The organism is Variovorax defluvii, assembly GCF_039541515.1.
Taxonomy (GTDB): domain Bacteria; phylum Pseudomonadota; class Gammaproteobacteria; order Burkholderiales; family Burkholderiaceae_C; genus Variovorax; species Variovorax defluvii.
Genome location: NZ_BAABGJ010000080.1, coordinates 42042 through 66738 on the forward strand (window position 1 = coordinate 42042; position 24697 = coordinate 66738).

Here is a 24697-nt window from a genome sequence, read left to right on the forward strand (position 1 = left end):
TTGAAGATGCCCCGCCGCGGGGCAGGCAGCGCCTGGTGAGTGGCGCACGCAAAGTCAGTCAAAATTGTTAGCTCGGTTGTTACTTTCAGCCGACGCGGTTACAACCCTGCCTTTGTCTGCGTTCCTTCACTCGACCCGAGGTCGCTGCTCGTGCTTCCGAATGACTCGATCTACCGATTCGACGACGTCGAATTGCGGCCGTCCACCCGTCAACTGCTGGTGAAGGGCCAGTCCGCCAATCTGGGCGCCCGTGCCTTCGACGTGCTGTCGGCGCTGATCGCCCACCGCGACCGGCTGCTGACCAAGAACGAGCTGCTCGAGATGGTGTGGCCGAACCTCGTGGTGGAGGAGAACAACCTCCAGGTGCACGTGAGCGCGCTGCGCAAGCTGCTGGGCGCCAAGGCCATCGTCACCATCCCCGGCCGGGGCTATCGCTTCGCCGCCGAGCTGGCCACGCTGCCAGTCGCGAGCGCCGCGGCACCGGCCCCCGCCGCGCCTTTCGTTTCGGCCCCGCAATTGCCACGCGGCGCCCCGGCGGCCTCCGCCCCCCGCCCTTCGGATGCCGGCAATCTGCCCGCGCTGCTACCGCCCCTGCTGGGCCGGGATGCCGAGCAGGCCATGCTGCGTGACCTGGTGCCGCAGCACCGGTTGCTCAGCCTGCTGGGGCCGGGCGGCATCGGCAAGACCAGCCTCGCCCGCACCGTCGCCCGCCAGCTGGCGCACGACTTCCGTGACGGCGCCTGGATGGTGGAGCTGGCCACCATCTCCGACCCGGCCGCGCTGCCCGGCGCGGTGGCGCTCGCCCTGGGCATCCACCTGCCGGGCCGGGCCGATGCCGGCGCCGAGCTGGCCGAGCGGCTGCGCGGGCGCGAACTGCTGGTGCTGGACAACTGCGAACACCTGGTCGAGCCCGTGGCCGCGCTGGTGGGTTCGCTGCTCGAGGCCGTGCCGCGCCTGCACATCCTGGCAACCAGCCAGGAGCCCCTGAAGCTGGCCGCCGAGCGGGTGGTCCGGCTCGGCGCGCTGGCGGTGCCGGACCATGCCGTGCTGGCCGACGCCGCGGCGCACGGCGCCGTCGCCCTGTTCGTGGCCCGTGTCGGCGCCATGCAGCCCGGCTTCCGGCTCGAAGATGGCAACCTGGAGGCGGTGGTGGACATCTGCCGCGAGCTCGACGGCCTGCCGCTGGCGCTGGAGCTGGCTGCCGCGCGCGTGCCGCTGCTGGGCGTGCAGGGCGTTCGGCAGCACCTGGCGCAGCGCCTGCACGTGCTGAAGAACGGCGTGCGGGACGCGCCCACGCGCCACCGCACCCTGCGCACCACGCTCGACTGGAGCCATGCACTGCTGAGCCCCGACGAGCAGAAGGTGTTCCGCCGGCTCGGCGTGTTCGTCGGCGGTTTCGGCCTCGAGCTGGCGCAGCAGGTCGCTTCCGACCCGGAGATCGATGTCTGGGCGGTGCTGGACCACCTGGGCGACCTGGTCGACAAGTCGATCGTCGTGGTCGATGCCGGCCCGGTGCCGCGCTACCGCCTGCTGGAGACCGCCCGCGCCTACGCGCGCGAGCAGCTGGAGGCGAGTTCCGAATGGGAGACGCTGCGGCAATGGCATGCACGCTGCATGCATTCGGCGCTGGACCGCCGCACCCGCGCGGGCCGGCTGGGGCCCGAGACGGTGGACCAGTGGGTGCTGGCCTGCAGCCCCGAAATCGACAACCTGCGCAGCGCCATCGAGTGGGCCTGCGGGCCCGGCGGCGATGCCGCGCTGGCACTGGGCCTGGTGAGCACCGCCTCCATCCTGATGTACCAGGCCGGCCGCTACCCCGAAGGCCTGCGCTGGATGCAGATGGCCGAGCCCCTGATCGACGAGGCCACGCCGCCCCTGGTGGTGGCGGAGTTCTGCCTGGGCATGGCGCTGGTCGGGCTGCACGGCGGCCTCGGTGCGCAGCGGCGGATGGAGCTGCTCGAGCGGGCCTGCGAGATCTTCGAGCGCGAGCGGCCCGACGGGCTGCTGTGCCTTTCGCTGTGCTCGTATGCCTACGTGGCCGCGGTGCGCGGCGAATTCGAGAGCGCCGACCGGCGGCTGGCGCAATGCCGCAAGCTGGTCGAACAGCCCGCGCTGCGCGCCTTCAAGGGCACCTGGCTGTACTGCACGGGCATGGTGCGGCGCTACCAGGACCAGCCGGTGCAGGCGCTGATGGCCTATTCCCAGGCCTTGCCGCTCGTACGCACGGAGGGCAACGCACGCACGCTGTTCCACGTGCTCAACAACCTGGCCGCCATCCATCACGAGCTGGGGCACGTCGACGAGGCGGTGGCCCAGTTCCGCGGCGTGATCGACCACCTGCAGCGATCGCCGCTGGCCGATGCGCAGATGATGGCCTTCGCGCTGAACTGGTATGCGCACGCGCTCACCGGCCAGGGTGCGCTCGAGGAGGCCCAGGCCCAGGTGCTGCGAAGCCTGCCGTACTGCCGCCGCTCGGTGGGGCTGCGCCACTTCGCCGGCATGCTGGCCCTGCTGGCCGCGCGCCAGGGCCGGCTGCGCGAGGCCGCGCTGCTGATCGGCTGCGACGATGCCGCGCGCCGGCGGCGCGGCGAGCATCGCACGCCCAGCGACCAGCGCACCATGGACGCCGCGCTGGCGCTCGTCACGGCCGCGCACCCGGCCGTCCTCGTCGAGGCGTGGCGCCTCGAAGGCAGCGAGCTCGACGAGGACGCCACCGCGGCGCTGGTGTCCGGGCCGCTCAACCCCTCTCCAGCTGGCTGATCAGGTAAGGGAACACGTCGCGCGCCGCATCGCGGCCGATGAACAGGTCCATGTGGGCGTAGCCGTCGAAGACCTGGCGCGTGTAGAGCGCCGGGTCGTTGAAGGCCGACAGCCAGCGCTGGGTGCGGATGCAGGTCTCCGGGAAGAAGAGCGCGTTGTTCGCGCCGGCCACGAAGCTGATCGGCAGCGCCAGCCGCTTCGCCTTGTCCGGCGTCATGTAGACGTCGCGGCCCTCGCGGTCCACCGCCCTGGCCTGCTGCATCATCAGGCTCAGCTGCTCGAAGGGTCGCAGCGACACGCAGCCGAACATCTCCGACAGGGCCGTGTGCGTGGCATGGTTGAGCTGCGAATGCGTGTACGAGGGCCCGAAGATCGAGAACACGCGGCGGCACAGCGGGTTCTTGCACTCCTCGCCGGCGGGAATGGGCACCTTCCAGGCCAGGGTGTCGATCGCGCGGTCCAGGTCGGTGGTGCCGGGCACGCTGTCGAAGCGCTCGTTCAGCGGCGCGTAGCCCTCCAGCAGGCCGGCCAGGCCCAGGTCGGCCTTGGCCTGGTTGAGCCAGTTGGTCACCGGATGCAGCGTCAGTTGCGAGGCGATGATGGAGCGCACCCCGGTCATGCCCTCGAGCAGGGCCATCAGCAGGCTCATGGAGCCGACGCAGTGCGCGATCGCCTGCAGGTCCCGCGCGCCGGTGGCCTGCAGGATGAATTGCACCGCGGCCGGCCAGTCGACGCGGGCGATGTCGTCGATGGTGAAGGGCGCGATCGGGCTGCCCGAATCGGGGCTGGCCCGATAGTCGAACAGCCACACGTCCCAGCCGCGCGCGCACAGCGCCTCCACCAGGTTCTGATCCACCGTGTCAGTGGCGAAGGAGGAGGCCCGCACCGAGAAGCCCGGCGCCAGCACCACCGGCCCGCGCGCGCCGCCGGCATAGCGGGTGAGCTTGATGCAGAAGCCCTCGCCCACGTCCACGCGGTGCACCACCGGCGCCGGCGCGCGGAGGGCGCGCCGCTGCAGATGCGGCAGGTCGAGCGCGGGAAAGTTGTTCAGGTTCGACAGCAGGCCGCCATAGGCCCGGAACAAGGTGGTGGCAAAGAAACCGGCGAATTTCGCGAGGTAAACGGCGTTGATGGCGTCGCGCGCGGCCGGCACCTGCGCCTCGACCGCGCCCGGCAGGCTGGCGGGCGGCTCCAGCCGGAGGGAGGAGGCCTGCCACATCAGGTCCTCCAGGTCCAGCGTCAGGATGCCCTGCGCGACCACCGGGCGCGCGGCGCCGTCCACGTCGTGCACCCGCACGAAGAGGGTGGTGGTGTCGGTCCAGGGCGAGGAGCCGGCGCGCTGGCGCAGCACCTTGTGGCCCTTGAAGCGCAGCCGGCCGCTGCCGCGCTGCAGCATCATCTCGTAGGTCATCGTCCAGGTCTCGACCTGCTGCGCATCGGGCGGCAGCAGGTGGAACACGCCGCTCACCACCGGCATCGGCTCCGGCCACAGCGCCGGGCAGCTCACGCTGCCGGCGATGGAGGCGGCATGGGTCGGGTCCGAGATCATCTGGTAGAGGTCGGGCGTGTGGATGGTCAGCTCGAAGCGCATCGACTGGCCACGCACGCGGCCCCAGGCGGCCGCCACCTCGTAGTCGTCGGCGATGCGTTGCGCCGCGGCCGTGCGGGGGACCACCGCCTCGGTGCTGATCCAGCCCTGCATGGTCTCGGTGAACTGGAAGCTCGGGCTGAGCAGCGCCGGGTCGTTCTCGATCAGCTTCCTGATCGCGTGCCTGGCCAGTTCGATGGCGCCCGCTTCGAGGTGGCCGGTGGCGCTGTGCAGCAGCGCCTCGGCGTCGTGGGCGATCTCCGCGATCTCGCGCTCCAGCCGCTCCAGCAGGCCCCGGGCCGGGACGCGCGGGGGCGCCGGCTCGCCCTCGGCCGGCAGGGGCCGGCGCGGCTGCATGCCGAAGTCGATCGTCCAGCCGCGCGCGTCGCAGAGGTTCTGGCAGGCACGCTCGGCCAGCGCGCTGATGGTGAGCAGCGGGTTCACGCCCGCCGCGCCCGGCAGCGCCGCGCCATCGCAGACGTACAGGCCCTCGTGCACCGCGTCGCCCTCCGGCCCCGCGAACACCTGGCCCTGGTGGTTGATCACGCCGTCGCGGGCGCTGTCGCCCATGCCGCAGCCGCCCAGCGGGTGCACGGTGATCAGCTTGCGGCCGAGCGAATCGGCCGACAGCGGGTTCGGGACGAACTGGCCCTGGATCGCGTCGTTGGCGGCCCGCAGCCAGGCCTCGTCGCGGGCGATGGTGGGGCTGTCGCCGGCCTGGGGCCAGTCGATGCGCAGCCGGTCGTCCTGCAGGTGCAGGCGGCCGGCCGACTCGTCCACGCTCATGACCAGGTAGGTCTGCGTGCGGGCCACCGCGCCGGTGTAGGCGAGCGCGGTCAGGCTGCCCGGGTCGCTCTGCACGGCCTCGCCCAGCGCCTGGGCATCGAGCAGGCGCGACTTGGCCTGGACGGCGCCGTAGGCGAACTCGCCGCCCCGCAGGGCGTCGGCGAAAAACAGCGCCGGCGGCAGCAGCGGGGCCAGGGCGCCGGGGATCACGCCTTCCTCGATGACCAGGCCTTCGCCCACGGCGGGCGTGTCGCGCATGTCGATCAGGCCGGTGATGCAGGGGCCAGGCCGGTCGGCGGGGGCGACGTCGTTGCGGCCCGCGCCGACGCCGTTGATCGGGCGCTGGACCGGTTGCCCCTCTGCGTCGGTGCCGGACTGCCAGTAGCTGTTGTAGCCCAGCGCAAGCACGTCGCCGTTGCCGGAGAAGCGCTGGCCCAGCCGGTCCGACAGCGGCAGGCCCTGCGCCTTGGAGCGCAGCAGGATCTCGGTCGAGCCGAGGGCGCCGGCGCCGAGCATCACCAGCTCGGCGGTGACGCTGCGGCGGCCGCCGGTGCCGGCTTGCGGGGCCGCTGCGTCGTCGCCACGCAGGGCGACTTCGTCGAAGAACACGCGCCAGCGCGTGCCCTCGCGCGCCACGTGGCTGACCCGTGCCCCGGTGAAGATCTGCGCGCCGTGGTTGTGGGCGTCGGGCAGGTAGTTCATGCGCGTGGTGTTCTTCGCGCCCACGTTGCAGCCGCTGGTGCAGTCGCCGCAGAGGTTGCAGCGCGGCTGCGCCACGCCGAAGGGGTTCACCTGGTCGGCGAAGTTCACCGCGATCGGCGGGCGCTTGAAGGGCTTTTTCATCGTCGCGGCGGACTTCTGCAGCGCCATCAGCTTGTTCAGCGGCGGGAAGTCCGGCGAGTCCTCGGGATAGGGTGAGGGGTCGAGCATCTGCCGCGCCCGTGCCACGTAGGGGTCGAGCAGCGCCGGGTCGCGGCGGAATTCGGCCGGCCAGGGCGTGGCTTCGAACAGGCGGGGGTCGATTTCCAGCGCGACGTTGGCGTTGATCAGCGAGGTGCCGCCCAGGCCGCAGCCCACCATCGCCAGCATGTCGTCGTTCAGGTGCAGGTTGTAGAGGCCGTCGGCCGGGCCGAGCCTGCCGCGCGCGCCGTCGATCTGCATGTCGGCCCGGGCCGTGGCCATGTCGTTCGGAAACGCGCCGGGCAGGATCTCGCGGCCGCGCTCCAGCACGCAGACCGACTGGCCGGCGCGCGCCAGGCGCGAGGCCGCCACCCCGGCGCCGTAGCCGGAGCCCACCACGACCACCGTGTAGTGCGCGGCGATCTCGCCGGCGGGACGGGCGATGGGTTGCATCGTCATGCCTGCTCCCTGACGGCCGGCATGACGGCCATGGCCACCCGTGCGTTCGCCACCACCTCCACCGAGGCGGTGAAGAACTCGTCCAGCAGCAGCGCGGCGCGGCTTTCCGTGGCCTGCTGCGCGCGCTGCGAGAACGCGTCCCAGGCGGGCCGGGTGCGCTCGACGGCGTCGGCCAGCGCGGCCAGCATCGGGTTGTCGCGGTCGCGAAAGCCTCCCATCCCGCGCGCATGCACCGGCGGCACGCGCCCGTTCACCGGGTCGTTGAACAGGCGCAGCGAGGCGACGTTCAGCGCGTCGTCGATGAACATCGCCGAGGCGCCCTGCGTGCTCGTCATGGTGGGCTGGTCCATCACCCAGCCGCCCGTGTTGAAAACACCCACCGGGCGGTCGAAGCCGGCCACCGGCAGTTCGTCCTCGAAGGGCTTGTGGCTGTGGCCGAAGATGAAGCGCAGGTCCAGTGCGGACGGGTCGAGCCCGGCCTGCGCCAGCTCGTGCCGCACCGGTCCCGAGAGATACCAGCGCAGGTCCGCCACGTCCTCGCTGCTCAGCACCTCGGCGTAGCTGTCGCGCTGCGACTCCGCGCCCTGGCCCAACGTGGCGTCGACCACGCCCCGCACGAGCTGGCGCACGGTGACGCCGTGGAACACCTCCATGCTGCCGCTCATGCCGAAGTTCTGGTCCAGCTGGTTCACCAGCTGGGTGGCCAGGCGTTCGGCGAAGTCGTGCGAGGCGGCGGCGTCGCGCATCACCTCGTACAGCTTGTTGGCGCCGGCCCCGGTCATGCCGGAGCTGCCCAGGTCGGACCACATGAAATCGACCCAGGCGCCGTTCTGGCTTTCCAGGTCGGAGACCGTCACGTGGGGCGGGTTGCGCCCCGCGTTGCGGCCGGGCGCCTGCGCGTTCAGCATGGTCATCACCCGGTAGATCGGGTCGATGTAGTGGCCGTGGTGCAGGACCACGCAGCGCTGCCGTGCCGCGTCGAGCAGGCCGAGGTTGGGGTAGGCGATCTCCACCCGCGCGCCCGACAGTCCCGGCACGCCGGCCATCAGGCGGGTGAGCATGGACGAGGCGATCCGGGAGGCGCCCTCCTCCTCCAGCGCGGGCTCGAACAGCGCGGTGTGCTGGAGCAGGTCCTCGCCGATGAGGCCGTGGTCCAGGGCGTCCTGGTAGTGCTGGTCCTGCGCGATGCGCCAGAGGTGGTGGTCGTGGTTGCCCGGCACGTACAGCACACGCGGGGCGAACACCGGCCGGCCGCCGTCCTGCATCACGGTCTGGACGAAGCTGCGAAAGGCGGCCGCCACGTTTCCCATCGGCGACAGGCCCATGTCGAGCACGTCGCCCAGCAGGATCAAGGTCGGCGGCGGGCCGTCCATGGCGGACAGCAGCTCGCGCAAGGCGCTGCCGAAGGCGACCTGTGTCGGGCTGGGGCGGCCGGGGTCGGGGCGGCCCTGGCCGTCGGCGTAGGTCAGGGTGCTGTAGGCCGCCCCCAGGTGGAGGTCGGAGAGGCAGACGTAGCGGGGTGCGTTCATGGCAGGTGCAGGGCAATCGGGCGGACCGGCGGGTCTCGCTGCCGACGCGCCCGACTGTCGCCGAAGGCGGGGCGGAGGTCATCGGCGGCGGCCTTAAACGTTCTGAATTCGAACGGCGGCCCCCGGCCTGAAGCGGCTTCAGGACACTTCAGTACGACTTAAGGACGGGTCGGGGGGCGACGCGGGAAGCTTGCGGCACTTTCACAGCCACCGGGGAAGCGCCATGCTCAAGACGATGAACACCGATGCCGCCGCAGCCATCGCCGCCACCCGGCGGGCCGTGGGCGCACCCCGGCATGTGCGGGTGCGCAACGGCGCACCGGTCCAGATCCGCGACGTGCGCCCCGACGACGCGAAGCGCTTCGCCGGCTTCGTCTCCCGTCTGTCGCATGCCTCCCGCGGCGAGCGCTTCGGCAGCGGCATGGGCGGCGCGTGCTCGCCGGCCGTGCTGGTGGACCTGGTCAACGTGGACGGCGTCCGGCAGGTCGCCTTCGTCGCCACGGCGCGGATGGGCCTGGTCGACGAGGTGATCGGCGAGGCGCGCTACAGCCTCGGCGAGGACGGCGAGGGCGCGACGCTGACGATCGTGGTGGCGGACGTCTGGCAGGGCCAGGGTCTGGCGGGCCTGCTGCTCGACCGCCTGGTCGAGGCGGCGCGCGACGCCGGCCTGCGCCGCCTTTACGCCGAGGTGCCGCCCTCCAACCACCGCATGCTCCGCTTCATGCAGCGCATGGGCTTCGTCGCCGGCGCTCACGGCGCGGAGCGGCCGGTGCTGCGCATGGAGCGCAGCGTGGCCTTGCGGCAGCCACCGGCACCCGAGCCGGGGCCGATGGAGGTGGTGTGGCGCTGGTTGAACAACCAGTTCTTCCAGTTCGGCTTCTGAAGCGCTGCTGCGCGGCGGACGGGGCCACCCCCCGCGGGATAAGATCCCCCGCTTGTTCGGGCACGCCGACGCACGAAAGGGCCGAGACGAGATGGCGATCACCACCGAAGGACCGCGTGCGGATGCACCCCTGCGGCGCATTCGCGACCTGCCGGGGCCGCGCGGCCTGCCGCTGGCAGGCAATGCACTGCAGATCGAGCGCGAGCGGCTGCACCAGCAGGTCGAGCAGTGGGCGCGGGAGTACGGCCAGATCTACCGCTTCCGCATCGCGTCGCGGGAGTTCGTCGTCATCTCCGATCCGGGCACCGTCGCCTCGGTGCTGCGCGACCGGCCCGACGGCTTCCAGCGCGGCGCCAGGCTCAACGCGGCGGCGCGTTCGCTGGGCTTCAACGGCCTGTTCACCGTCAACGGCGACGAATGGCGGCGGCACCGGCCCATGGTGCTGCGCAGCCTGGACCCGGCCCACATCAAGGCCTTCTATCCCACCCTGGTGAAAGTCACGCAGCGCTTCGAGCGCCGCTGGCGCCAGGCTGCCGAGGCCGGCAGCGCAATCGACCTGCAGGCCGACCTGATGCGCTACACCGTCGACGTGACCGCCGGCCTGGCCTTCGGCACCGACATCAACACCGTGGAGTCCGACGAGGAGGTCATCCAGAGGCACCTGGACAAGCTGCTTCCCGCGCTGGCCAAGCGCGTGCTGTCGCCGCTGCCGCGCTGGCTGACGCGGCGCGACCCGGCCGTCGAGGCGGGGCTGGCCGCGGTGCACGAGGCGGTCGACGGCTTCATCGCCGCCGCGAGGCAGCGGCTGGCCGACGAGCCCCGGCTTCGCGAGCACCCGCGCAACTTCATCGAGGCCATGGTCGCCGAGCGCGACCGGCCCGGCTCCGACCTGAGCGACGCGGACGTGTCCGGCAACATGCTGACCATGCTGCTGGCCGGCGAGGACACGACGGCCAACACGCTGGCCTGGATGATCTGGCTGCTGCACCGCCATCCCGCCGCCGCGCAGCGGGCCGCCGAGGAGGTGCGCCGCGTGCTCGGCACCGGGGCCCATCCCACCCACGAGCAGCTGAGCCAGCTCGACTTCGTGGAGGCCTGCGCGCACGAGACCATGCGGCTCAAGCCGGTCGCCCCGCTGCTCATCCAGGAGGCCGTGCGCGACACGGTGGTCGACGGCGTGGCGGTGCCGGCCGGCACGCCGGTCATGTGCCTGATGCGCCCGGGCGCGGTGAGCGCCGCGCACTTCGACGATCCCCAGGCCTTCCGTCCGGAGCGCTGGCTCGCCGGCGACGGCCAGGGCCCGGCCGCGGGCTCGGCCAAGCGGGTCGCCATGCCCTTCGGTGCCGGGCCGCGCACCTGCCCCGGCCGCTACCTGGCGCTGTCGGAGATGAAGATGGTGGCGGCGATGCTGCTGCGCAACTTCGACATCGCGGACGTGTCGAGCGAAGGCGGTGGCGACGTGCAGGAGCGGCTGGCGTTCACGATGTCGCCGGTGGGGCTGAGGCTGCGCCTGCGCGCGCGGACGTGATCGCAGCAGGACGTGGGTTTGTGGAGTTGGCGACATGAAGGCACAGGAACGCGAAGAATTCATCGACACCTTGCAGCGGCGCTTCACGCACGGCATGCACAGGCATGCTGGCGTCGACTGGTCCGATGTGCTCGGGCGCCTGCGGGCCCATCCTGAGAAGTTGAAGACGCTCCTCGCGATGGAAAAGACCGGCGGCGAACCCGACGTCGTCGGTTCGGCCGACGGCAGCGGCGCCTATCTCTTCGTCGATTGCGCCGCCGAAAGCCCCAAGGGCCGCAGAAGCCTGTGCTACGACCGGCAGGCCTTGGATGCCCGCAAGGAAAACAAGCCGCAGGGCAGCGCCATGGACATGGCCGCAGACATGGGCGTCGCCTTGCTGACGGAGGATCAATACCGCCTGCTGCAGCAGAACGGGGAATTCGACCTGAAGACCTCCAGCTGGGTGGCCACGCCACCCGACGTCCGGAAGCTCGGCGGCGCGCTGTTCTGCGACAGGCGCTACGGCAAGGTCTTCGTGTACCACAACGGGGCCGAGTCGTACTACGCCGCGCGAGGCTTCAGGGGCGCCGTCAGCGTCTGAGACACCGTGGCCGAATCCTCCGGCTCGCCTCCGATCCGCAAGCCGACGGCAAGGTGGTTGCGCTGGCCGCGGGTTCTCCTGGCCTTGCTCTGCGTGCTCATGCTCGGCCCCGTGGGCGTGCTGGCCTTCGGCAAGCTGGGCGTGACGGTCGCACGCGACGAGGGCCTGGAGCTGAACCTCCTCGGCCTCGGCCTCGGCTTCGGCGTCGACGTGGACGACATGGCATTGCGGGTGCCCGGCTTCGGCCGGCTGCCTTGATGGCCTCCATGCAAAAGCCACGCGCAGGCGGTCCCGCCCTGCCGGGATTCCCGGTGGAGCACGCCGAATTCGCCACGCTCTCGAAGCTGCAGCTCCACGCGCTGGCGGACAGGCTTCTGGCGGACGAGCCGGTCGTCGTGGACTACTGCGTTGCGTTCGTGCTGGCGGAGACGAAGGGGTGTTGGCACGGACGCGCCAGGGCGATGATGTGTCGGCGCCTGAAGCATTGCACGTTGGGGCGAACGAACCGGACGCGGCTCATGGCCTGCATCCTCGGGCGGCTCCGGTCCGGCGAATTTTCGGAACAGTTCAAGGACCAGCTTCGCTTGGCGATGCACCTGGATGCCGACCAGACCCGCCAGGCCTGCGCGTCAGCGGTGGCGAGCGAGCGGCCTCATGTGCAGCGGTACGCAACGTGGGTGCTGTCCTTGCGGCGCCAGGGGCCGCCCGCCTGAATGGTCACTGCCGGAAGGCAGGCTGCTCACGCGCACGGTCACGCCGCAGGAGGGTGCGCCGCCTTCGCGCAACGACCGAACTCACGGCATTCCCTGGAAAGGTGACGCAATACACGATTCGGCCTCGGCCCGACGGTGCCAGGGCCCTGCGGCGGATGGGCAAGGGTGTGCATCGGGCCTAGCATGGAATCCACACTCTTCGAGGAGTTCAGCCTCATGGACACCCAGCACGCCCGCATGCAGCCGCAGGACCCGGTCGCCGCCCGGCTCGGGACGTACACCGCCCGCGCCGGTATCGCCATCGCCCTGTTCCTCTTCGTCCTCTCGTACCTGCGCGCCTGAAGCGCTACCGCGCCTGTTCGCCGTCCGGCATGACGGCGTGCGCCGCCATCTGCTCCAGCGCCTTCACCAGCGCGGAGTGGTCGAGCTGGTCCCAGCCGTGCGCCGCGCAGGACTGCATCAGCTGCGCCGCCGACGCCGTCTGCGGCAGCGACACCCCCATCGAACGCGCGCCTGCCAGCGCCAGGCTCAGGTCCTTCTGGTGCAGCGCGATCCGGAAGCCCGGGTCGAAGGTGCGCTTGATCATGCGCTCCCCGTGCACTTCCAGGATGCGGCTGGCCGCGAAGCCGCCCATCAGCGCCTGCCGAACCTTGGCCGGATCGGCGCCCGCCTTGCTCGCGAACACCAGCGCCTCCCCCACCGCCGCGATGTTGAGCGCCACGATGATCTGGTTCGCCACCTTGGTGGTCTGCCCGTCGCCATTGGCGCCGACCAGGGTGATGTTCTTGCCCATCTTCTCGAACAGCGGCTTCGCGCGCTCGAAGGCGGCTTCGGGCCCGCCGACCATGATGGTGAGGCTGGCGGCCTTGGCGCCCACCTCGCCGCCGGAGACCGGCGCATCCAGGTAGTCGCAGCCCAGCTCGTTGATCTTCGCGGCGAAGCGCTTGGTGTCGATGGGGGAGATCGAACTCATGTCGATCACCAGCTTGCCCTTGGAGAGGCCCGAGGCCACGCCGTCCTCGCCGAACAGCACCTGTTCCACGTCGGGCGTGTCGGGCAGCATGAGGATCACCACCTCGGCGGCGCGGGCCACCTCCGCGTTCGTCTTGCAGACGGTGGCGCCCTGGAGCGCCTCCGGCACCTTGCTGCGGGTGCGCACGATCATCTCGTGGCCCGCGTTCATCAGGTTCTGCGCCATCGGCGCGCCCATGATGCCCAGGCCGATGAATCCGATCTTCATGTCCTTGTCCTTTCAGTAAGTGGAGGAGGAGGGGGCGGCCGCCGGCGCGGCGCGCATCTGCGACAACAGCTGCTGCGAGCCCGCGGCCATGATGCGCGCGTCCGAACTCACGGTGACGAACTGGAAGCCCTTGGCGATGCGCGCCAGCGCGACCTTCGGGTCGCCGTTGTGGATGCCCGCCACCAGGCCGTGGGCCTTGGCGCGGTCGAGGATGTGGTCGATGGCCTGCGCCACTGGCGGGTCGACGTCGTCGAACACCGGGCGGCAGCCCAGCGCCAGGGAGAGGTCCGACGGGCCGATGTACACCGCGTCCAGCCCCTCGACCGAGAGAATGTCGTCCAGGTTGTCCAGCGCCTGCGCCGTCTCGATCATGGCGAAGGTGACGATGGTGTCGTTGGCCTCCTGCGGGTAGTCGGCGCCGCCGTAGAGCAGGGCGCGCACCGGGCCGAAGCTGCGGGTGCCGCGCGGCGCGTAGTGGGTGTAGGCGACCAGGCGCTGCGCCTCCTCGCGGGTGTTGACCATCGGGCAGATCACGCCGTAGGCCCCCGCGTCCAGCGCCTTCATCAGCGCGGCCGGGTCCAGCCATGGCACGCGCACCACCGGCATGGTGTTGGTGGTGGAGATGGCCTGCAGCATGCCGACCATGGCCTGGTAGTCGACCACGCCGTGCTGCAGGTCGATGGTGAGCGAGTCCCAGCCCTGGTGTGCCATGACCTCGGCGGAAAAGCTGTTGGGCACGGCCAGCCAGCCGTTGACGGCGGCGCCGCCGGATTTCCACAGCGTGCGCAGGCGGTTTTCTCTCATGGGCGGTCCTTGGAGTGGGGGTTGTTCGTCAGCGGACGAAGGCGGGTCGCTTCGGGTCGAATGTCCAGTTGGGCACCAGGTACTGCATCGCGACCGCGTCGTCGCGTGCACCCAGGCCATGCTGCCTGTAGAGCTGGTGCGCCTTTTCGACCTCGGCCATGTCCAGCTCGACGCCCAGGCCCGGCTTCTTCGGCACCTGCACCAGGCCACCCTCGATCTTCAGCGGCTCCTTCGTCAGGCGCTGGCCGTCCTGCCAGATCCAGTGCGTGTCGATGGCGGTCACCCGGCCCGGCGCGGCGGCGCCCACGTGGGTGAACATGGCCAGCGAAACGTCGAAGTGGTTGTTGGAATGCGAGCCCCAGGTCAGGCCCCAGTCCCTGCAGGTCTGGGCCACGCGCACGGAGCCGGCCATGGTCCAGAAATGCGGATCGGCCAGCGGGATGTCGACCGACTGCAGCGACAGCGCGTGCGTCAGCTGGCGCCAGTCGGTGGCGATCATGTTGGTCGCGGTCGGAAGGCCCGTGGCGCGGCGGAACTCGGCCATCACTTCGCGCCCGGAGAAGCCGTCCTCCGCGCCGCAGGGGTCTTCGGCATAGGCGACCACGCCGCGCATGCGCTGGCCGAGCCGGATCGCATCCTTCAGCAGCCAGCCGCCGTTGGGGTCCAGCGTCACGCGCGCTTCGGGGAAGCGCTCGTGAATCGCGGTCACGGCATCGACCTCTTCGTCGCCGCGCAGCACGCCGCCCTTGAGCTTGAAGTCGTTGAAGCCGTAGCGCTCGCGCGCGGCCTCGGCCAGCCGCACGATGGCCTCGGGCGTCATCGCCTTCTCGTGGCGCAGGCGGAACCAGTCGTTGTCGGCATCGGGCTCGCGGGCATAGGGCAGGTCGGTCTTGTCCCGGTCGCCGACGTAGAAGAGGTAGCCCAGCATCTCCACCGCCTCGCGCTGCTGGCCTTCGCCGAGCAGCGCCGCGACCGGCACGTCCAGGTGCTGGCCCAGCAGGTCGAGCAGCGCGGACTCGATCGCCGTCACCGCATGGATGGTGGTGCGCAGGTCGAAGGTCTGCAGGCCGCGGCCGCCGCTGTCGCGGTCGGCGAAGCTCTTCTGCACCTGCTGCAGTACGCGCTGGTGGGCGCCGATGGGCTGGCCCACCACCAGGTCGCGTGCGTCCTCCAGCGTCTGGCGGATCTTCTCGCCCCCGGGCACCTCGCCGACGCCGGTGCGGCCGGCGCTGTCGGTCAGGACCAGCAGGTTGCGGGTGAAGAAGGGACCATGGGCTCCGCTCAGATTGAGCAGCATGCTGTCGCGCCCGGCGACGGGGATGGCGCGCAGCGCGGTGATGACCGGGGTGTCGTGCTTGGACATGGCGGGTCTCAATCGATGGTGATCTTGCCGGTGTCGATCACTTTCTTCCAGCGGTCGAACTCCTGTTTCTGGAAGGTTGCGAACTGGGTGGGGGTGTTGCCGACGACTTCGAGCCCGATCGCCGTGAACTGCTGCTTGACTGCCGGGTCGTTGAGCGCCGCGACCATCGCCTCGTTGGCCTTCGTGCGCAGCGCCGCCGGCAGCCCCTTGGGCGCGACGATCGCCTGCCACGAATAGACCTCGACGTTCTTGACGCCGGCCTCGGCCATCGTCGGCACCTCGGGCAGCACGGGCGAGCGCTTGTCGCCGGTGACCGCCAGCGCCTTGAGCTTGCCGCCCTTGATGTGCTGGAACACGGCGTTGACGTTCTGGAAGGAGGCCTCCACCTGGCCGCCCAGGAGGTCGGTGATGGCCGGCGCGCCACCCTTGTAGGGCACGTGCAGGCCGGTGGTGCCGGTCTGCTGCCAGAACAGCTCGGCCGTGAGGTGGTCGCTGGAGCCGTTGCCCGAGGAGGCGAAGGTCATCTTGCCGGGGTTCTTCTTCTCGTGGGCGATCACGTCGGCCACCGTCTTGTGCGGCGAGCTGGCGGGCACCACCAGCACGTTGGGTGCCTGCACGGCCACGGTGATGAGATCGAAGTCCTTCAGGGCGTCGTATTGCAGGCCCTTGATCAGGTGCGGCGCGATCACCAGCGGTCCGAGCGAGGTGACGAGGAAGGTGCTGCCGTCCGGCGCCGCGCGCTTCACGAAAGTGGCGCCGATGGTGCCGGTCGCCCCGGCCTTGTTGTCGACGAGGAAGGGCTGGTGCAGCTTGTCGGTCAGCTTGGGGCCGATGGCACGCGCGACCGAGTCGGTGGAGCCGCCGGCGGGGAAGGGGACGACGAGGGTCACGGGCTTCTGGGGCCAGTCCTGGGCCTGGGCCGCGGTGGCGGCGGCGACGCCGATGGCCAGGGCGCCGAGCAGCTTTTTCATCGAGAGTGTCTCCTAGGGAGGGAAGTGGAATGAAGAATGGGACGGTAGCGCTACCACCCATGGCCGATATGGTAGCGCTACCGATGCGTGAAGCAAGCCGTTCTGCTAAGGGTTTACCCGGAGCGCGCGATCAGGCGCTGGCGCGATCGACGATCGAGAAGCCGATGTCGACCACGCGCTCCGCCACCGGCCTTCCCTCGGCGCGATCGACGATGAAACGCGCCGCCTGCCGGCCGATCGCGGCGCTGTCGATCCGCACCGTGCTCAGCGCCGGCTCCAGGTCGGCGGCGAACTCCAGGTCGCCGAAGCCCACCACCGCGAGCTGGCCCGGCACCGCCATGCCGCGTGCCTGCGCTTCGGTCAGCACGCCGAGGGCGAGCAGGTCGGAACTGCAGAACACGGCGTCGATCGCCGGATCGGCCGCGAGCAGTTCCGCCAGCGCACGGCGGCCGCTGCGCAGCGTGGTGGGTGCCGGCACATGGAGGATGCGCACCTCCGGCAGTCCCGCCGCGCGAGCCGCGTCGCGAAAGGCATCGTGGCGACGCTTCGAGCGTTCGTCGTCGCCCGCCACCACCGCCAGCCGCCGACGGCCCTTGGCCTGCAGGAAGGCGGCCACCGCGCGCCCCACCTCGGCATGCGAGAAGCCCACCAGCATGTCCAGCGGGGTGGGCGTGAGGTCCCATGTCTCGACCACCGGGATGCCGGCGGCGAGCAGCCGCCGCCGTCCGTCGGTCGAGTGCAGGATGCCGGTGAGCACGATGCCGTCGGGGCGGCGGCCGATGATGGCCTCCAGCAGAGCATCTTCGCGCGACTCGGCATAGCCGCTCTGGCCCAGCATCAGCTGGTAGCCGGCCTCGGCCAGCGCTTCGGTCAGCGACTGCACGGTCTGCTGGAACACCGGCCCCGCGATGGTGGGCACCACCGCCGCCACCAGCCGGCTGCGGGTGGAGGCCAGCCCGCCGGCGAGCACGTTGCGAACGTAGCCGGTGCGGGCCACCGCCTCCGTCACCTTGCGCAGCACTTCGGGCGAGACCTGCGCCGGCGTATTGAGCGCGCGCGATGCCGTGATGGGCGCGACGCCGGCCAGGCGCGCCACATCGTGCAGAGTGACCGCGCCGCTGCCACGGCGGCTGCGTCGGGCGGGGGAAGGCTCTGGGTTCATGACCCGCGATTCTAGTCGGACGGTAGCGCTACCGTATTGCGAGACCACCCAGGGCTTGCGGAGCGCCCAGCGGCCGTTCGGCTAGTGCTTCTGGTGAATGCTTACGTATTCACCGCGCAGTAGATTCACCTGGCACACCAAGGAAAGGCCATGGTCTCGCCAATCGGAATCGAGCGCAGCGGATGCGTGGAATGGGACAGGCGGCCGCCCGGCACAGCCTGAGCAGCCATGAACGCCGAAGCCGCCTTCGCCCTGCCCACCGTGCCCGGGCCGCCAACACAGGCCGGCGACTGGGCCCAGGCTCCCGACGGGGCGGACGACGGGCGCGACACGGCCCGCGCGCTCCCCGAGGGCATGCGCCTGCAGGACTACGAGATCGCCGGCACGATCGGCGAGGGCGGCTTCGGCATCGTCTACCTGGCTTGGGACCCGGTGCAGGAGCGCCATGTCGCAATCAAGGAATACCTGCCCGCCGTGCTGGCCACGCGCGACCCGGCCTCGACCGCGGTGGTCGTGCGCTCGCCGCGCCACGCCGACAGCTTCCGCATCGGTCTGCGCAGCTTCCTCAACGAGGCGCGCATCCTGGCGCGCTTCGACCACCCGGCCCTGGTGCGGGTGCTGCACCACTGGGAGGGCAACGGCACTGCCTACATGGCGATGCCCTATTACCAGGGCCCGACGCTGGCGCGCGCCCTCGCCGGGCTGGGCCGCGCGCCCGAGGAGGCCGAACTGCTCGGCTGGCTGCGCCCCCTGCTCGACGCGCTGGGCACCCTGCACGCGGTGAGCTGCCTGCACCGCGACATCGCCCCCGACAACATCCTGCTGACCGGGCAAGGCCCCGTGCTGCTGGACTTCGGCGCGGCGCGCCGCGTGATCGACAGCGCCGGGCAGTCGCCGACGGTGGTGTTCAAGCCCGGCTTCACGCCGCCGGAACAGTACGGCGAGCTGGCCGACATGCGGCAGGGCCCCTGGACCGATCTCTACGCCCTGGCCGCGGTGGTGTACACCGCCATCGCCGGACAGCCGCCGGTGTCCTCGGTCGAGCGCGTGCCGGACGATCCGCTGCGGCCGCTCTCGGAACTCGCGCGCGGGCGCTACGGCGCGGCCTTCCTGGCGGCCATCGATGCGGCGCTGGCGGTGCATCCCAAGGACCGGCCGCAGAGTGCCGCCGAGCTCCGGGAGCGGCTGAGCGGGGGCGGCGGGGGCGCGAACCGCGAAGTGGTCCTGGACCTGGATCTGGACCTGGGCGCGGCCGCGGACGCGGATGCCGCCGCGCACTCGGCCAGCGCCGGAAACAAGGACGAAGATGAGGACGATGACGCGACAGTCCTGCCCGGTGTGACGAACCGGCCCGCCGAGGCGCAGATGCCCTTGCGGCCGCAAGCCCCGATGCGAGGCCTCGTGTCCACGCCGCCAGCCCGGGCAACGCAACGGGCCGAATATTTCGCAGCGATCGCGCAGCGCCCGCCATCGGCACCGAATGGGGCTGGCCGCCTGGGCCTGTGGGCGCTGGGTGGTGGGGTCATGCTGAGCGCGCTGCTGGTCATCGCCGCCTACTACCGCATCGGCGACCCGGTGCTGACACAGCCGCCCCTGCCCGTGCAGGCCGGCCTGCCGGTGCCTGTACCCGCCCAGGCCGCCAAGACGGTCCCGGCGGCGCCCCCGCCGGTCGCGAAGGCGCTGCCGGTCCTGCCGCCGCCTTCGTTGCAATTCGAGCCGCCCACGCCGGCCCCGCTCGCCAGGACCGAGCTGGCCTCGCGCGTGCCGGCCGATCTCGTCGAGCCCCTGACGCCTCCGCTGCCCGCCAAGGCGGCGCCACCACCGGTCACCGAGCCTGCGACGGCCCCCGTGCCGGTCGCCAGGCTCGCGAAGGCGCCGGCGCAGGTGGCCCGATCCGAAGCGCCTTCCGTGGTGCGGCGCGCCCCGCGCGCGCCGGCCGCCGAGCCTGCGCCGCCGGAGCCGCGGCGCGTGCAGGCCGAAGCCGCGCCGCCCTCGGTGCGCTGCAGCGAATTGCTTCAACGTGCCTCGCTCGGCCCCCTGACAACGGGCGAGGTCGCCCTCCTGAGAAAGGGATGCGAATGACGAACATGCCCATGCCATCCGGCTCGCTGCGCCGGCACGCCTCGTGCGCCTTCGCCGCCTTGCTGCTCGTCCTGGCCGGCTGCGCGAGCGTCCCGCCGCCTGCGAACTCGACCGTGGAGCAGCCTTTCGAGGACGCCGTCGCCACGGTCACCGACAACCTGCTCCGGCAGACCCCGAAGCAGCCCGCCCTGCTGGCCCGCATGAGCGCCAAGCGCGGCGTGGTGATCGACCCGATGATCGACGCCGGCAGCGCCCAGCAGACCGCCGCGACCCAGCGGCTGCAGGAGCGCGTGAGCCAGCGCCTGGGCGCGAAACACGAGTCCGTCGAATTGCTGCCCTTCGAGCGCGGCAACCTGGGCCGTGCGCGTTACCTGCTCACCGGCACCATGACGCGCCTCACGATGGCCGAGGATCGCAGCCCCTTGCGCATCGACCTCGCGCTGACCGAACTGGCCAGCGGCCTGGTGGTGGCCCAGTCGTCCGCCGTGGCGCGCGACGAGGGCCTGGACCACACGCCGCTGCGCTATTACCAGGACACCCCCGTGCCCACCAAGGACCTGGTGATCGAGAGCTACATCCGCACCACCGCCACGCCCGCGGGCCAGCGCGCGGACCCCTACTACCTGGAGCGCATCGCGGTCGCCCCGGTGATCAAGGACGCCACCACGCACTACAACGCCGAGCGCTACCAGGATGCGCTGACGCAGTACAGCGCGGCGGGTGAGGCACCCGGCGGCGATGCGCAGCTGCGCGTGCTCAACGGCATCTATCTCAGCTCGGCCAAGCTCGGCCGCACCACGGAGGCCGAACAGGCCTTCGGAAAGATCGTCGCCTACGGCATCGCGCGCCAGCAACTGGGCGTGAAGTTCCTGTTCAATCCAGGCGGCACCCTGTTCTGGTCCGATGCCAAGGTCAGCGGCCCGTACGGCATGTGGCTGCGGGAGATCGCCCGGGCCAGCGCGGATGCCAAGGTCTGCATGGACATCGTCGGCCACACCAGCCGCACCGGCTCGGTCGCGTTCAACGACATGCTGTCGATGCAGCGGGCCCGCTACATCCGGCAACGCCTGGTCGGCGAAGCGGCGGTGCTGGGCGAGCGCACCACGACCAGCGGCAAGGGCTTCCGCGAGAACCTCATCGGCAGCGGCACCGACGACGCGGTCGATGCGCTGGACCGCCGCGTCGAGTTCAAGATCGTGGGGTGTTAGCTGCCTCTTCCCTCGTCCGCGGCGGCCGTGCCATCAGGCGCTGTGGCGAGTGCGCCGGTTGGAGAGCTTCACCAGCAACTCATCGGCCACCTCGACCGCGCGGTGGGCCATGACCGCAACCGGGTAGTTGCCGATCAGCACGTTGTCGAAGCTCACGGTGGCATAGCTGAACTCATGGCCGAGGGCCGCTGCCGCGTCCTGCAGGCACCGGGCCACCGAGGGCAGGCCTTCATGCGCGTGGTGGCGCGTGCCGTCGCCGATTCCCACGTAGGCGTTGAAACGCCTGTCGCCACGCCGAGTGATCTCAACTGCTGCCTGCATTGCTTGCTCCCCAGGATTCGCTGTACGAATTCTGGCGAGCCCGCGCGGCCAGCGGAAGTGGCCAATGGTGTAGCCGGCTCCTCTCTATTGAGGAGGCCAGGTGGAGGAGGCCAGGTGGAGGAGGCCTGCGAGGCCCCTGCACGCCTCAGCTGCGCTGACGCGCCTGATCGCGCAGGAGCTTGATCTGGTCGTGGTTGCGCTGCGCGCCCTGCGCCTGGCGCTCGACCACGGCGAGCACGTCGGCCGGCAGATCCTGCTTGAGGGCCTTGCGGTAGCGCGCCACCGCCGCGTCTTCGCCGCGCTCGCATTCCTCGAGCATCGATTCGTCGCTGTTGGCACCCACCATGCCCTTCACGTGCACCCAGCCGCGGTGCATCGCACCGGTGGCGGTGCCGCCCTCGGCCGGCTTGCCGCCATGCGCGACGATGAGCTGCGCCAGTTCGCTCGCCGCCTGTGCGCAGCCCGCCGCGCGGTCGGTGAACACGCGCTTGAGGTCTGGCGACTTCACTTCTTCCGCGCAGGTGCGAAAGCCGTACTCGCCGTCGCGTGCGTTCTCGATCAGGTCGTTCAGGACATCGACCACGTTGTCCGCGGTCGCCGATCCGGTATGTGTTGCCATCTTGATACTCCTTGATGAATCAGCGGTCCCCCGAAAAGGGGCGCCTGCTGGTGTGTTGATGGTCGGCGTGCGCGGTGGACGCAGCGTCAGCCTGCCCTGACGCCGCCTGTAGGGCTGCCGCCCGCATCGGCCTACGCCCTTCGCGCTAGACCGTCTTGCGAATAGCCTGTTCATGGACCCCCCTCCTAGACTCGCCCCCCAACGAGGCCGTAGAGGCGCGCATGCCGCGCGCCGGCGGCAGGCGGGTGCGTGCCGCGGCAGGCCACGCGTGGGGGTCGAATGCACAGTCTTTCGGGGTTCGCGAAGGCGCAGGCGGCGCGCAGGTGGATCGCAGGCGCTCTCGGACTCGCGGCGTTGCTCGGCAGCGTGGCGGTGTGGGCACAGGCGCAGCCACCCGACGCGGAGGCCGCCGCCAACCGGCAGGAGCAGGCACGGCTGGCCGACACCGACACCTTGCTCGCGCTCACCAACGACGGCGCGGTGCTCTACGGCCAGGACAACCCCAAGCTCAACGGCTACCAGTACTGCAGCCAGGCGGTGGCGCTGGCCGAACGCGGCGAGTTTCGCCAAAGCGTGCGCGCGGCCAGCAAGGCGCTACACCTGGCCAACACCACGCGCGACCCCAACCTGCTGGCGATGGCCAACCGCGACCTCGCGATCGTCTACAGCTACTCGGGCCAGCTCGACAAGGCGCAGGAGTTCGCGCGCGAGGCCCTCAAGTACGAGTCGCAGACGCGCGATCCGCAGCTGGTGGTCGGCCCCGCCAACAAGGTCATCGGCGACGTGCAGACGCGCCGCGGGGACCATGCAGGCGCGGTACAGAGCTACGAGCTGGCGCTGGCCAACAGCTCGCCGCGCTATGCGCCGCTGGTGCAGTCCTCGCTGGTCAACGCCCTCATCGAATCGGGCCACACGGCCCGCGCGCGCGAGCTGCTGGGCACGCTCACGCCGCCGCGCGAGGCGCCGCTGGCGGCCCAGCTCGACCGCACCCGCGCGCGATTGCTGCTGGCCGAGAACAAGCCGGCCGAGGCCCGCGACCTTTATCTGCAACTGACCACGCGCAGCGTCGGCACCGACAGCGGCTACTACCAGCTCTGGGCCTGGGACGGCGTTGCCCGCAGCGAGCTGGCACTCGGCCAGAAGCAGGCCGCGGCGGACGCGGTCGGCCGGGCGCTGGGCGGCGTCGACGCGGTGCGGTCCAAGTTCCGCAGCGAGGAATTCAAGATGGGCCTGTTCTCCGACCTGCAGGGCGTGTTCGAGCGCGGGATCGGCCTCTACAGCGAGGTGGGTGACGCACGGCGCGCCTTCGAACTCAGCGAGCGCAGCCGCTCGCGCGCCCTGCTCGACGCGGTGCGAGGCCGCGCCCGCGTGAGCAGCGAGGCGGCCGCGACGGTGGACCTGGCCACGCTGCAGCGCACGCTGGCGCCGGACGAACGCGTGCTTCAGTTCCATGCCCTGCCGGACCGGTTGCAGGCCTGGGTGGTGAGCCCCGGCGGCATCGAGGCCAAGAGCATCGCGATCAAACGCGACGAACTCGAAGACCTCGTCGAGACCTTCCGCAACTCCGTGGTGCGCGGGCGGCGTGCGGCCATCGGCAATGCCGACAAGCTGGGTGCCGCGCTCATCGGCCCGCTGGGCCTGAAGCCGGGCGAGCGGCTGGTGATCGTGCCGCACGGTCCGCTGCACTACCTGCCCTTCCAGGCGCTGCGCGTGGACGGCCGCTACCTGATCGAGACCCACCCCGTCTCCGTCGCGCCCTCCATGAGCATCGCCGTGCAGCTGGCCCAGCGCTCGCCGCGCGTGGAGGGCGTGCTCACCGCCTTCGGCAATCCGCGCATCGAGGACAAGTACGACCTGCCCGGCGCCGAGTCCGAGGTCCGGCAGCTCGCACGCCTGTTCCCGCGCAACACCGTGTACATGGGCGCGGCGGCCACCAAGACGCAGTTCCGCGAAGCCGCCGCGCGCGCGCCGCTCATGCACGTGGCCGCGCATGCCGAGGCCGACCAGGTCGATCCGCTCTACTCGCGCATCCTCCTGGCCAACGAGGGCGGGCGCCAGAACTTCCTGGAGGCGCACGAGATCCTGAACCTGCCGATGCAGGGCACCGCGCTGGTCACGCTCTCGGCCTGCGAATCGGGGCTGGGCCGCATCGCGCAGGGCGACGAGGTGCTGGGCTTCACGCGCTCCTTCCTTTCCGCCGGCTCCGGCAGCTTGATCGCTTCCTTGTGGCCCGTGTCGGACGATGCCACCGCCATCCTGATGAGCACGCTCTACGGCGAGCTTGCCAAGGGCCGGGATCTCCAGCAGGCCGTGCAGGCGGGGCAGCTTGCCGTCCTCAAGGAACCGCGCCTGTCGCATCCCTTCTTCTGGGCCCCCTTCAACCTGATCGGCAACTGGCGGCTGAAGGTGGGGAGCCCGGCATGAAGCAGCGGGTGTCGGAGGAGTGGCTTTCTTTTTCGCTGGGAGAGGGTGGGGGTGGGCCTTGGTTTTTGCCTTGCTGGTTGAGTGGCGCAGGAGCCTTGAATTCGCCTCTTGGGCCTTTGTTTTGGCCTTGTTGGTTGTTTGGCGCAGGAGCCGGGAATTCGCCCCGGCGGGCGAGTCACTTTCTTTGTCTCGCCAAAGAAAGTAACCAAAGAAAGGCGACCCCACTGTGCGCGTCCCTCCGCTTCGCTACGGGCAACCTGCGGTGCTCGCGCAACCGGCCCCGCCGCAGAACTCGCTACGCGCCCTTCGGGCGCTACGCTCAAACAGCTGCGGCGAGTCAGATCACGAAGCACGCCTGTCCTTCGGCAGGCGTGCGGGCCGGTTCCGCTCCGCTCCTCGGCACGCACAGAGGGGAGTGGGTCGGGCCATCGCTGCGCTCGGCCACCAACGGCTCGCTGCGCTTCGCGGAGAGTGTCGCGAGCTATGGCTTGCTCAAGTTGGTGAAGCCCCCGGCGCATGAGCTGGCGCAACGTGCGTGGAGATCCACTGCGCTCACGCCACCACCCCCCACACAAGTACGCGCCATGGCGCGTTGGAGTTCCATCCCCTCTGCGCGTGCCGAGGAGCGCAGTGCATCCGGCCCGCACGCCTGCCGAAGGACAGGCGTGCCTCGTGATCTGACTCGCCGCAGCTGTTTGAGCGTAGCGCCCGAAGGGCGCGTAGCGAGTTCTGCGGCGGGGCCGGATGTGCGAGCACCGCAGGTTGCCCGTAGCGAAG

19 protein-coding genes are annotated in these 24697 nt (G+C 70.8%); 10 read left to right on the forward strand and 9 right to left on the reverse strand.

Annotation, left to right across the window (positions count from 1 at the left end; all coding sequences use genetic code 11):
* Nucleotides 1-150: 150 nt before the first annotated feature.
* Nucleotides 151-2760, forward strand: coding sequence for an ATP-binding protein (locus ABEA07_RS23010; protein ID WP_345540794.1), 2610 nt, complete (start codon nt 151-153; stop codon nt 2758-2760).
* Here the strand turns inward: ABEA07_RS23010 and ABEA07_RS23015 are convergent.
* Nucleotides 2738-6493, reverse strand: a complete 3756-nt coding sequence (locus tag ABEA07_RS23015; RefSeq protein WP_345540795.1) for an alpha/beta fold hydrolase — start codon at nt 6491-6493, stop codon at nt 2738-2740. The genes ABEA07_RS23010 and ABEA07_RS23015 overlap by 23 nt on opposite strands.
* A complete protein-coding gene (locus tag ABEA07_RS23020; RefSeq protein WP_345540796.1) occupies nt 6490-8022 on the reverse strand; it encodes a metallophosphoesterase family protein in 1533 nt (510 codons plus the stop codon). The genes ABEA07_RS23015 and ABEA07_RS23020 overlap by 4 nt, the downstream gene beginning before the upstream one ends.
* 223 nt (nt 8023-8245) lie before the next feature.
* Between ABEA07_RS23020 and ABEA07_RS23025 the strand changes: the two genes are divergently transcribed.
* The 6 genes from ABEA07_RS23025 (at nt 8246) to ABEA07_RS23050 (ending at nt 12068) form a co-directional block, all read left to right on the forward strand.
* A complete protein-coding gene (locus ABEA07_RS23025) occupies nt 8246-8905 on the forward strand; it encodes a GNAT family N-acetyltransferase (protein WP_345540798.1) in 660 nt (219 codons plus the stop codon).
* 91 nt (nt 8906-8996) lie between these two features.
* Entirely contained in the window at nt 8997-10433 is a 1437-nt protein-coding gene (locus ABEA07_RS23030) for a cytochrome P450 (RefSeq protein WP_345540800.1), read from the forward strand.
* A gap of 34 nt (nt 10434-10467) precedes the next feature.
* Nucleotides 10468-11013, forward strand: a complete 546-nt coding sequence (locus tag ABEA07_RS23035; RefSeq protein WP_345540801.1) for a DUF4256 domain-containing protein — start codon at nt 10468-10470, stop codon at nt 11011-11013.
* Nucleotides 11014-11019: 6 nt separating this feature from the next.
* The gene (locus tag ABEA07_RS23040; protein ID WP_345540802.1) at nt 11020-11271 is read left to right on the forward strand and encodes a hypothetical protein; all 252 of its coding nucleotides are present in this window, start codon (nt 11020-11022) and stop codon (nt 11269-11271) included.
* Nucleotides 11272-11324: 53 nt separating this feature from the next.
* A complete protein-coding gene (locus tag ABEA07_RS23045; RefSeq protein WP_345540803.1) occupies nt 11325-11726 on the forward strand; it encodes a hypothetical protein in 402 nt (133 codons plus the stop codon).
* 183 nt (nt 11727-11909) lie between these two features.
* Complete coding sequence (locus ABEA07_RS23050; RefSeq protein ID WP_345540804.1) at nt 11910-12068, forward strand: hypothetical protein; 159 nt, start codon at nt 11910-11912, stop codon at nt 12066-12068.
* A 4-nt stretch (nt 12069-12072) separates the two neighbouring features.
* Here ABEA07_RS23050 and ABEA07_RS23055 read toward each other — a convergent pair whose 3' ends face one another.
* The 5 genes from ABEA07_RS23055 to ABEA07_RS23075 all read right to left on the reverse strand — a co-directional run bounded on the left by ABEA07_RS23055 (nt 12073) and on the right by ABEA07_RS23075 (nt 17266).
* Nucleotides 12073-12966: a 2-hydroxy-3-oxopropionate reductase gene (locus tag ABEA07_RS23055; protein WP_345540805.1), complete on the reverse strand. Its 894-nt coding sequence runs from the start codon at nt 12964-12966 to the stop codon at nt 12073-12075.
* Between the two features lie 12 nt (nt 12967-12978).
* A complete protein-coding gene (locus tag ABEA07_RS23060; RefSeq protein ID WP_345540806.1) occupies nt 12979-13770 on the reverse strand; it encodes an HpcH/HpaI aldolase family protein in 792 nt (263 codons plus the stop codon).
* 28 nt (nt 13771-13798) lie between these two features.
* Nucleotides 13799-15133 (reverse strand): glucarate dehydratase, encoded by a 1335-nt coding sequence (gudD, locus tag ABEA07_RS23065; RefSeq protein ID WP_345540807.1) that lies wholly within the window; start codon nt 15131-15133, stop codon nt 13799-13801.
* A gap of 8 nt (nt 15134-15141) precedes the next feature.
* Entirely contained in the window at nt 15142-16104 is a 963-nt protein-coding gene (locus ABEA07_RS23070; protein WP_345540808.1) for a Bug family tripartite tricarboxylate transporter substrate binding protein, read from the reverse strand.
* A 130-nt stretch (nt 16105-16234) separates the two neighbouring features.
* Nucleotides 16235-17266: a LacI family DNA-binding transcriptional regulator gene (locus ABEA07_RS23075; protein ID WP_345540809.1), complete on the reverse strand. Its 1032-nt coding sequence runs from the start codon at nt 17264-17266 to the stop codon at nt 16235-16237.
* A gap of 228 nt (nt 17267-17494) precedes the next feature.
* On the opposite strand from ABEA07_RS23075, the gene ABEA07_RS23080 reads away from it, so the two are divergent.
* Both ABEA07_RS23080 and ABEA07_RS23085 read left to right on the forward strand, forming a co-directional pair.
* Nucleotides 17495-19348 carry a protein kinase domain-containing protein gene (locus tag ABEA07_RS23080; protein ID WP_345540810.1) on the forward strand — a complete coding sequence of 618 codons (1854 nt, stop codon included), beginning with the start codon at nt 17495-17497 and terminating at the stop codon, nt 19346-19348.
* A gap of 5 nt (nt 19349-19353) precedes the next feature.
* Entirely contained in the window at nt 19354-20556 is a 1203-nt protein-coding gene (locus ABEA07_RS23085) for an OmpA family protein (protein ID WP_345540811.1), read from the forward strand.
* A gap of 33 nt (nt 20557-20589) precedes the next feature.
* Here the strand turns inward: ABEA07_RS23085 and ABEA07_RS23090 are convergent, their stop codons facing one another.
* Nucleotides 20590-20877 carry a hypothetical protein gene (locus tag ABEA07_RS23090; protein ID WP_345540812.1) on the reverse strand — a complete coding sequence of 96 codons (288 nt, stop codon included), beginning with the start codon at nt 20875-20877 and terminating at the stop codon, nt 20590-20592.
* Nucleotides 20878-21022: 145 nt separating this feature from the next.
* On the reverse strand, nt 21023-21496 hold the full coding sequence (locus ABEA07_RS23095; RefSeq protein ID WP_345540813.1) for a ferritin-like domain-containing protein: 474 nt from the start codon (nt 21494-21496) through the stop codon (nt 21023-21025).
* A 279-nt stretch (nt 21497-21775) separates the two neighbouring features.
* Here ABEA07_RS23095 and ABEA07_RS23100 point away from each other — a divergent pair, with 279 nt between their 5' ends.
* Nucleotides 21776-23920, forward strand: coding sequence for a CHAT domain-containing protein (locus ABEA07_RS23100; protein ID WP_345540815.1), 2145 nt, complete (start codon nt 21776-21778; stop codon nt 23918-23920).
* Nucleotides 23921-24697 lie beyond the last annotated feature (777 nt).

Bases quoted from the DNA above. Each gene is read 5' to 3' on its own strand.
- ABEA07_RS23015 (WP_345540795.1), bottom strand. From the start codon at position 6,493: ATGACGATGCAACCCATCGCCCGTCCCGCCGGCGAGATCGCCGCGCAC.
- ABEA07_RS23020 (WP_345540796.1), bottom strand. From the start codon at position 8,022: ATGAACGCACCCCGCTACGTCTGCCTCTCCGACCTCCACCTGGGGGCG.
- ABEA07_RS23025 (WP_345540798.1), top strand. From the start codon at position 8,246: ATGCTCAAGACGATGAACACCGATGCCGCCGCAGCCATCGCCGCCACC.
- ABEA07_RS23030 (WP_345540800.1), top strand. From the start codon at position 8,997: ATGGCGATCACCACCGAAGGACCGCGTGCGGATGCACCCCTGCGGCGC.
- ABEA07_RS23035 (WP_345540801.1), top strand. From the start codon at position 10,468: ATGAAGGCACAGGAACGCGAAGAATTCATCGACACCTTGCAGCGGCGC.
- ABEA07_RS23050 (WP_345540804.1), top strand. From the start codon at position 11,910: ATGGAATCCACACTCTTCGAGGAGTTCAGCCTCATGGACACCCAGCAC.
- ABEA07_RS23055 (WP_345540805.1), bottom strand. From the start codon at position 12,966: ATGAAGATCGGATTCATCGGCCTGGGCATCATGGGCGCGCCGATGGCG.
- ABEA07_RS23060 (WP_345540806.1), bottom strand. From the start codon at position 13,770: ATGAGAGAAAACCGCCTGCGCACGCTGTGGAAATCCGGCGGCGCCGCC.
- gudD (WP_345540807.1), bottom strand. From the start codon at position 15,133: ATGTCCAAGCACGACACCCCGGTCATCACCGCGCTGCGCGCCATCCCC.
- ABEA07_RS23070 (WP_345540808.1), bottom strand. From the start codon at position 16,104: ATGAAAAAGCTGCTCGGCGCCCTGGCCATCGGCGTCGCCGCCGCCACC.
- ABEA07_RS23075 (WP_345540809.1), bottom strand. From the start codon at position 17,266: ATGAACCCAGAGCCTTCCCCCGCCCGACGCAGCCGCCGTGGCAGCGGC.
- ABEA07_RS23080 (WP_345540810.1), top strand. From the start codon at position 17,495: ATGAACGCCGAAGCCGCCTTCGCCCTGCCCACCGTGCCCGGGCCGCCA.
- ABEA07_RS23085 (WP_345540811.1), top strand. From the start codon at position 19,354: ATGCCCATGCCATCCGGCTCGCTGCGCCGGCACGCCTCGTGCGCCTTC.
- ABEA07_RS23090 (WP_345540812.1), bottom strand. From the start codon at position 20,877: ATGCAGGCAGCAGTTGAGATCACTCGGCGTGGCGACAGGCGTTTCAAC.
- ABEA07_RS23095 (WP_345540813.1), bottom strand. From the start codon at position 21,496: ATGGCAACACATACCGGATCGGCGACCGCGGACAACGTGGTCGATGTC.
- ABEA07_RS23100 (WP_345540815.1), top strand. From the start codon at position 21,776: ATGCACAGTCTTTCGGGGTTCGCGAAGGCGCAGGCGGCGCGCAGGTGG.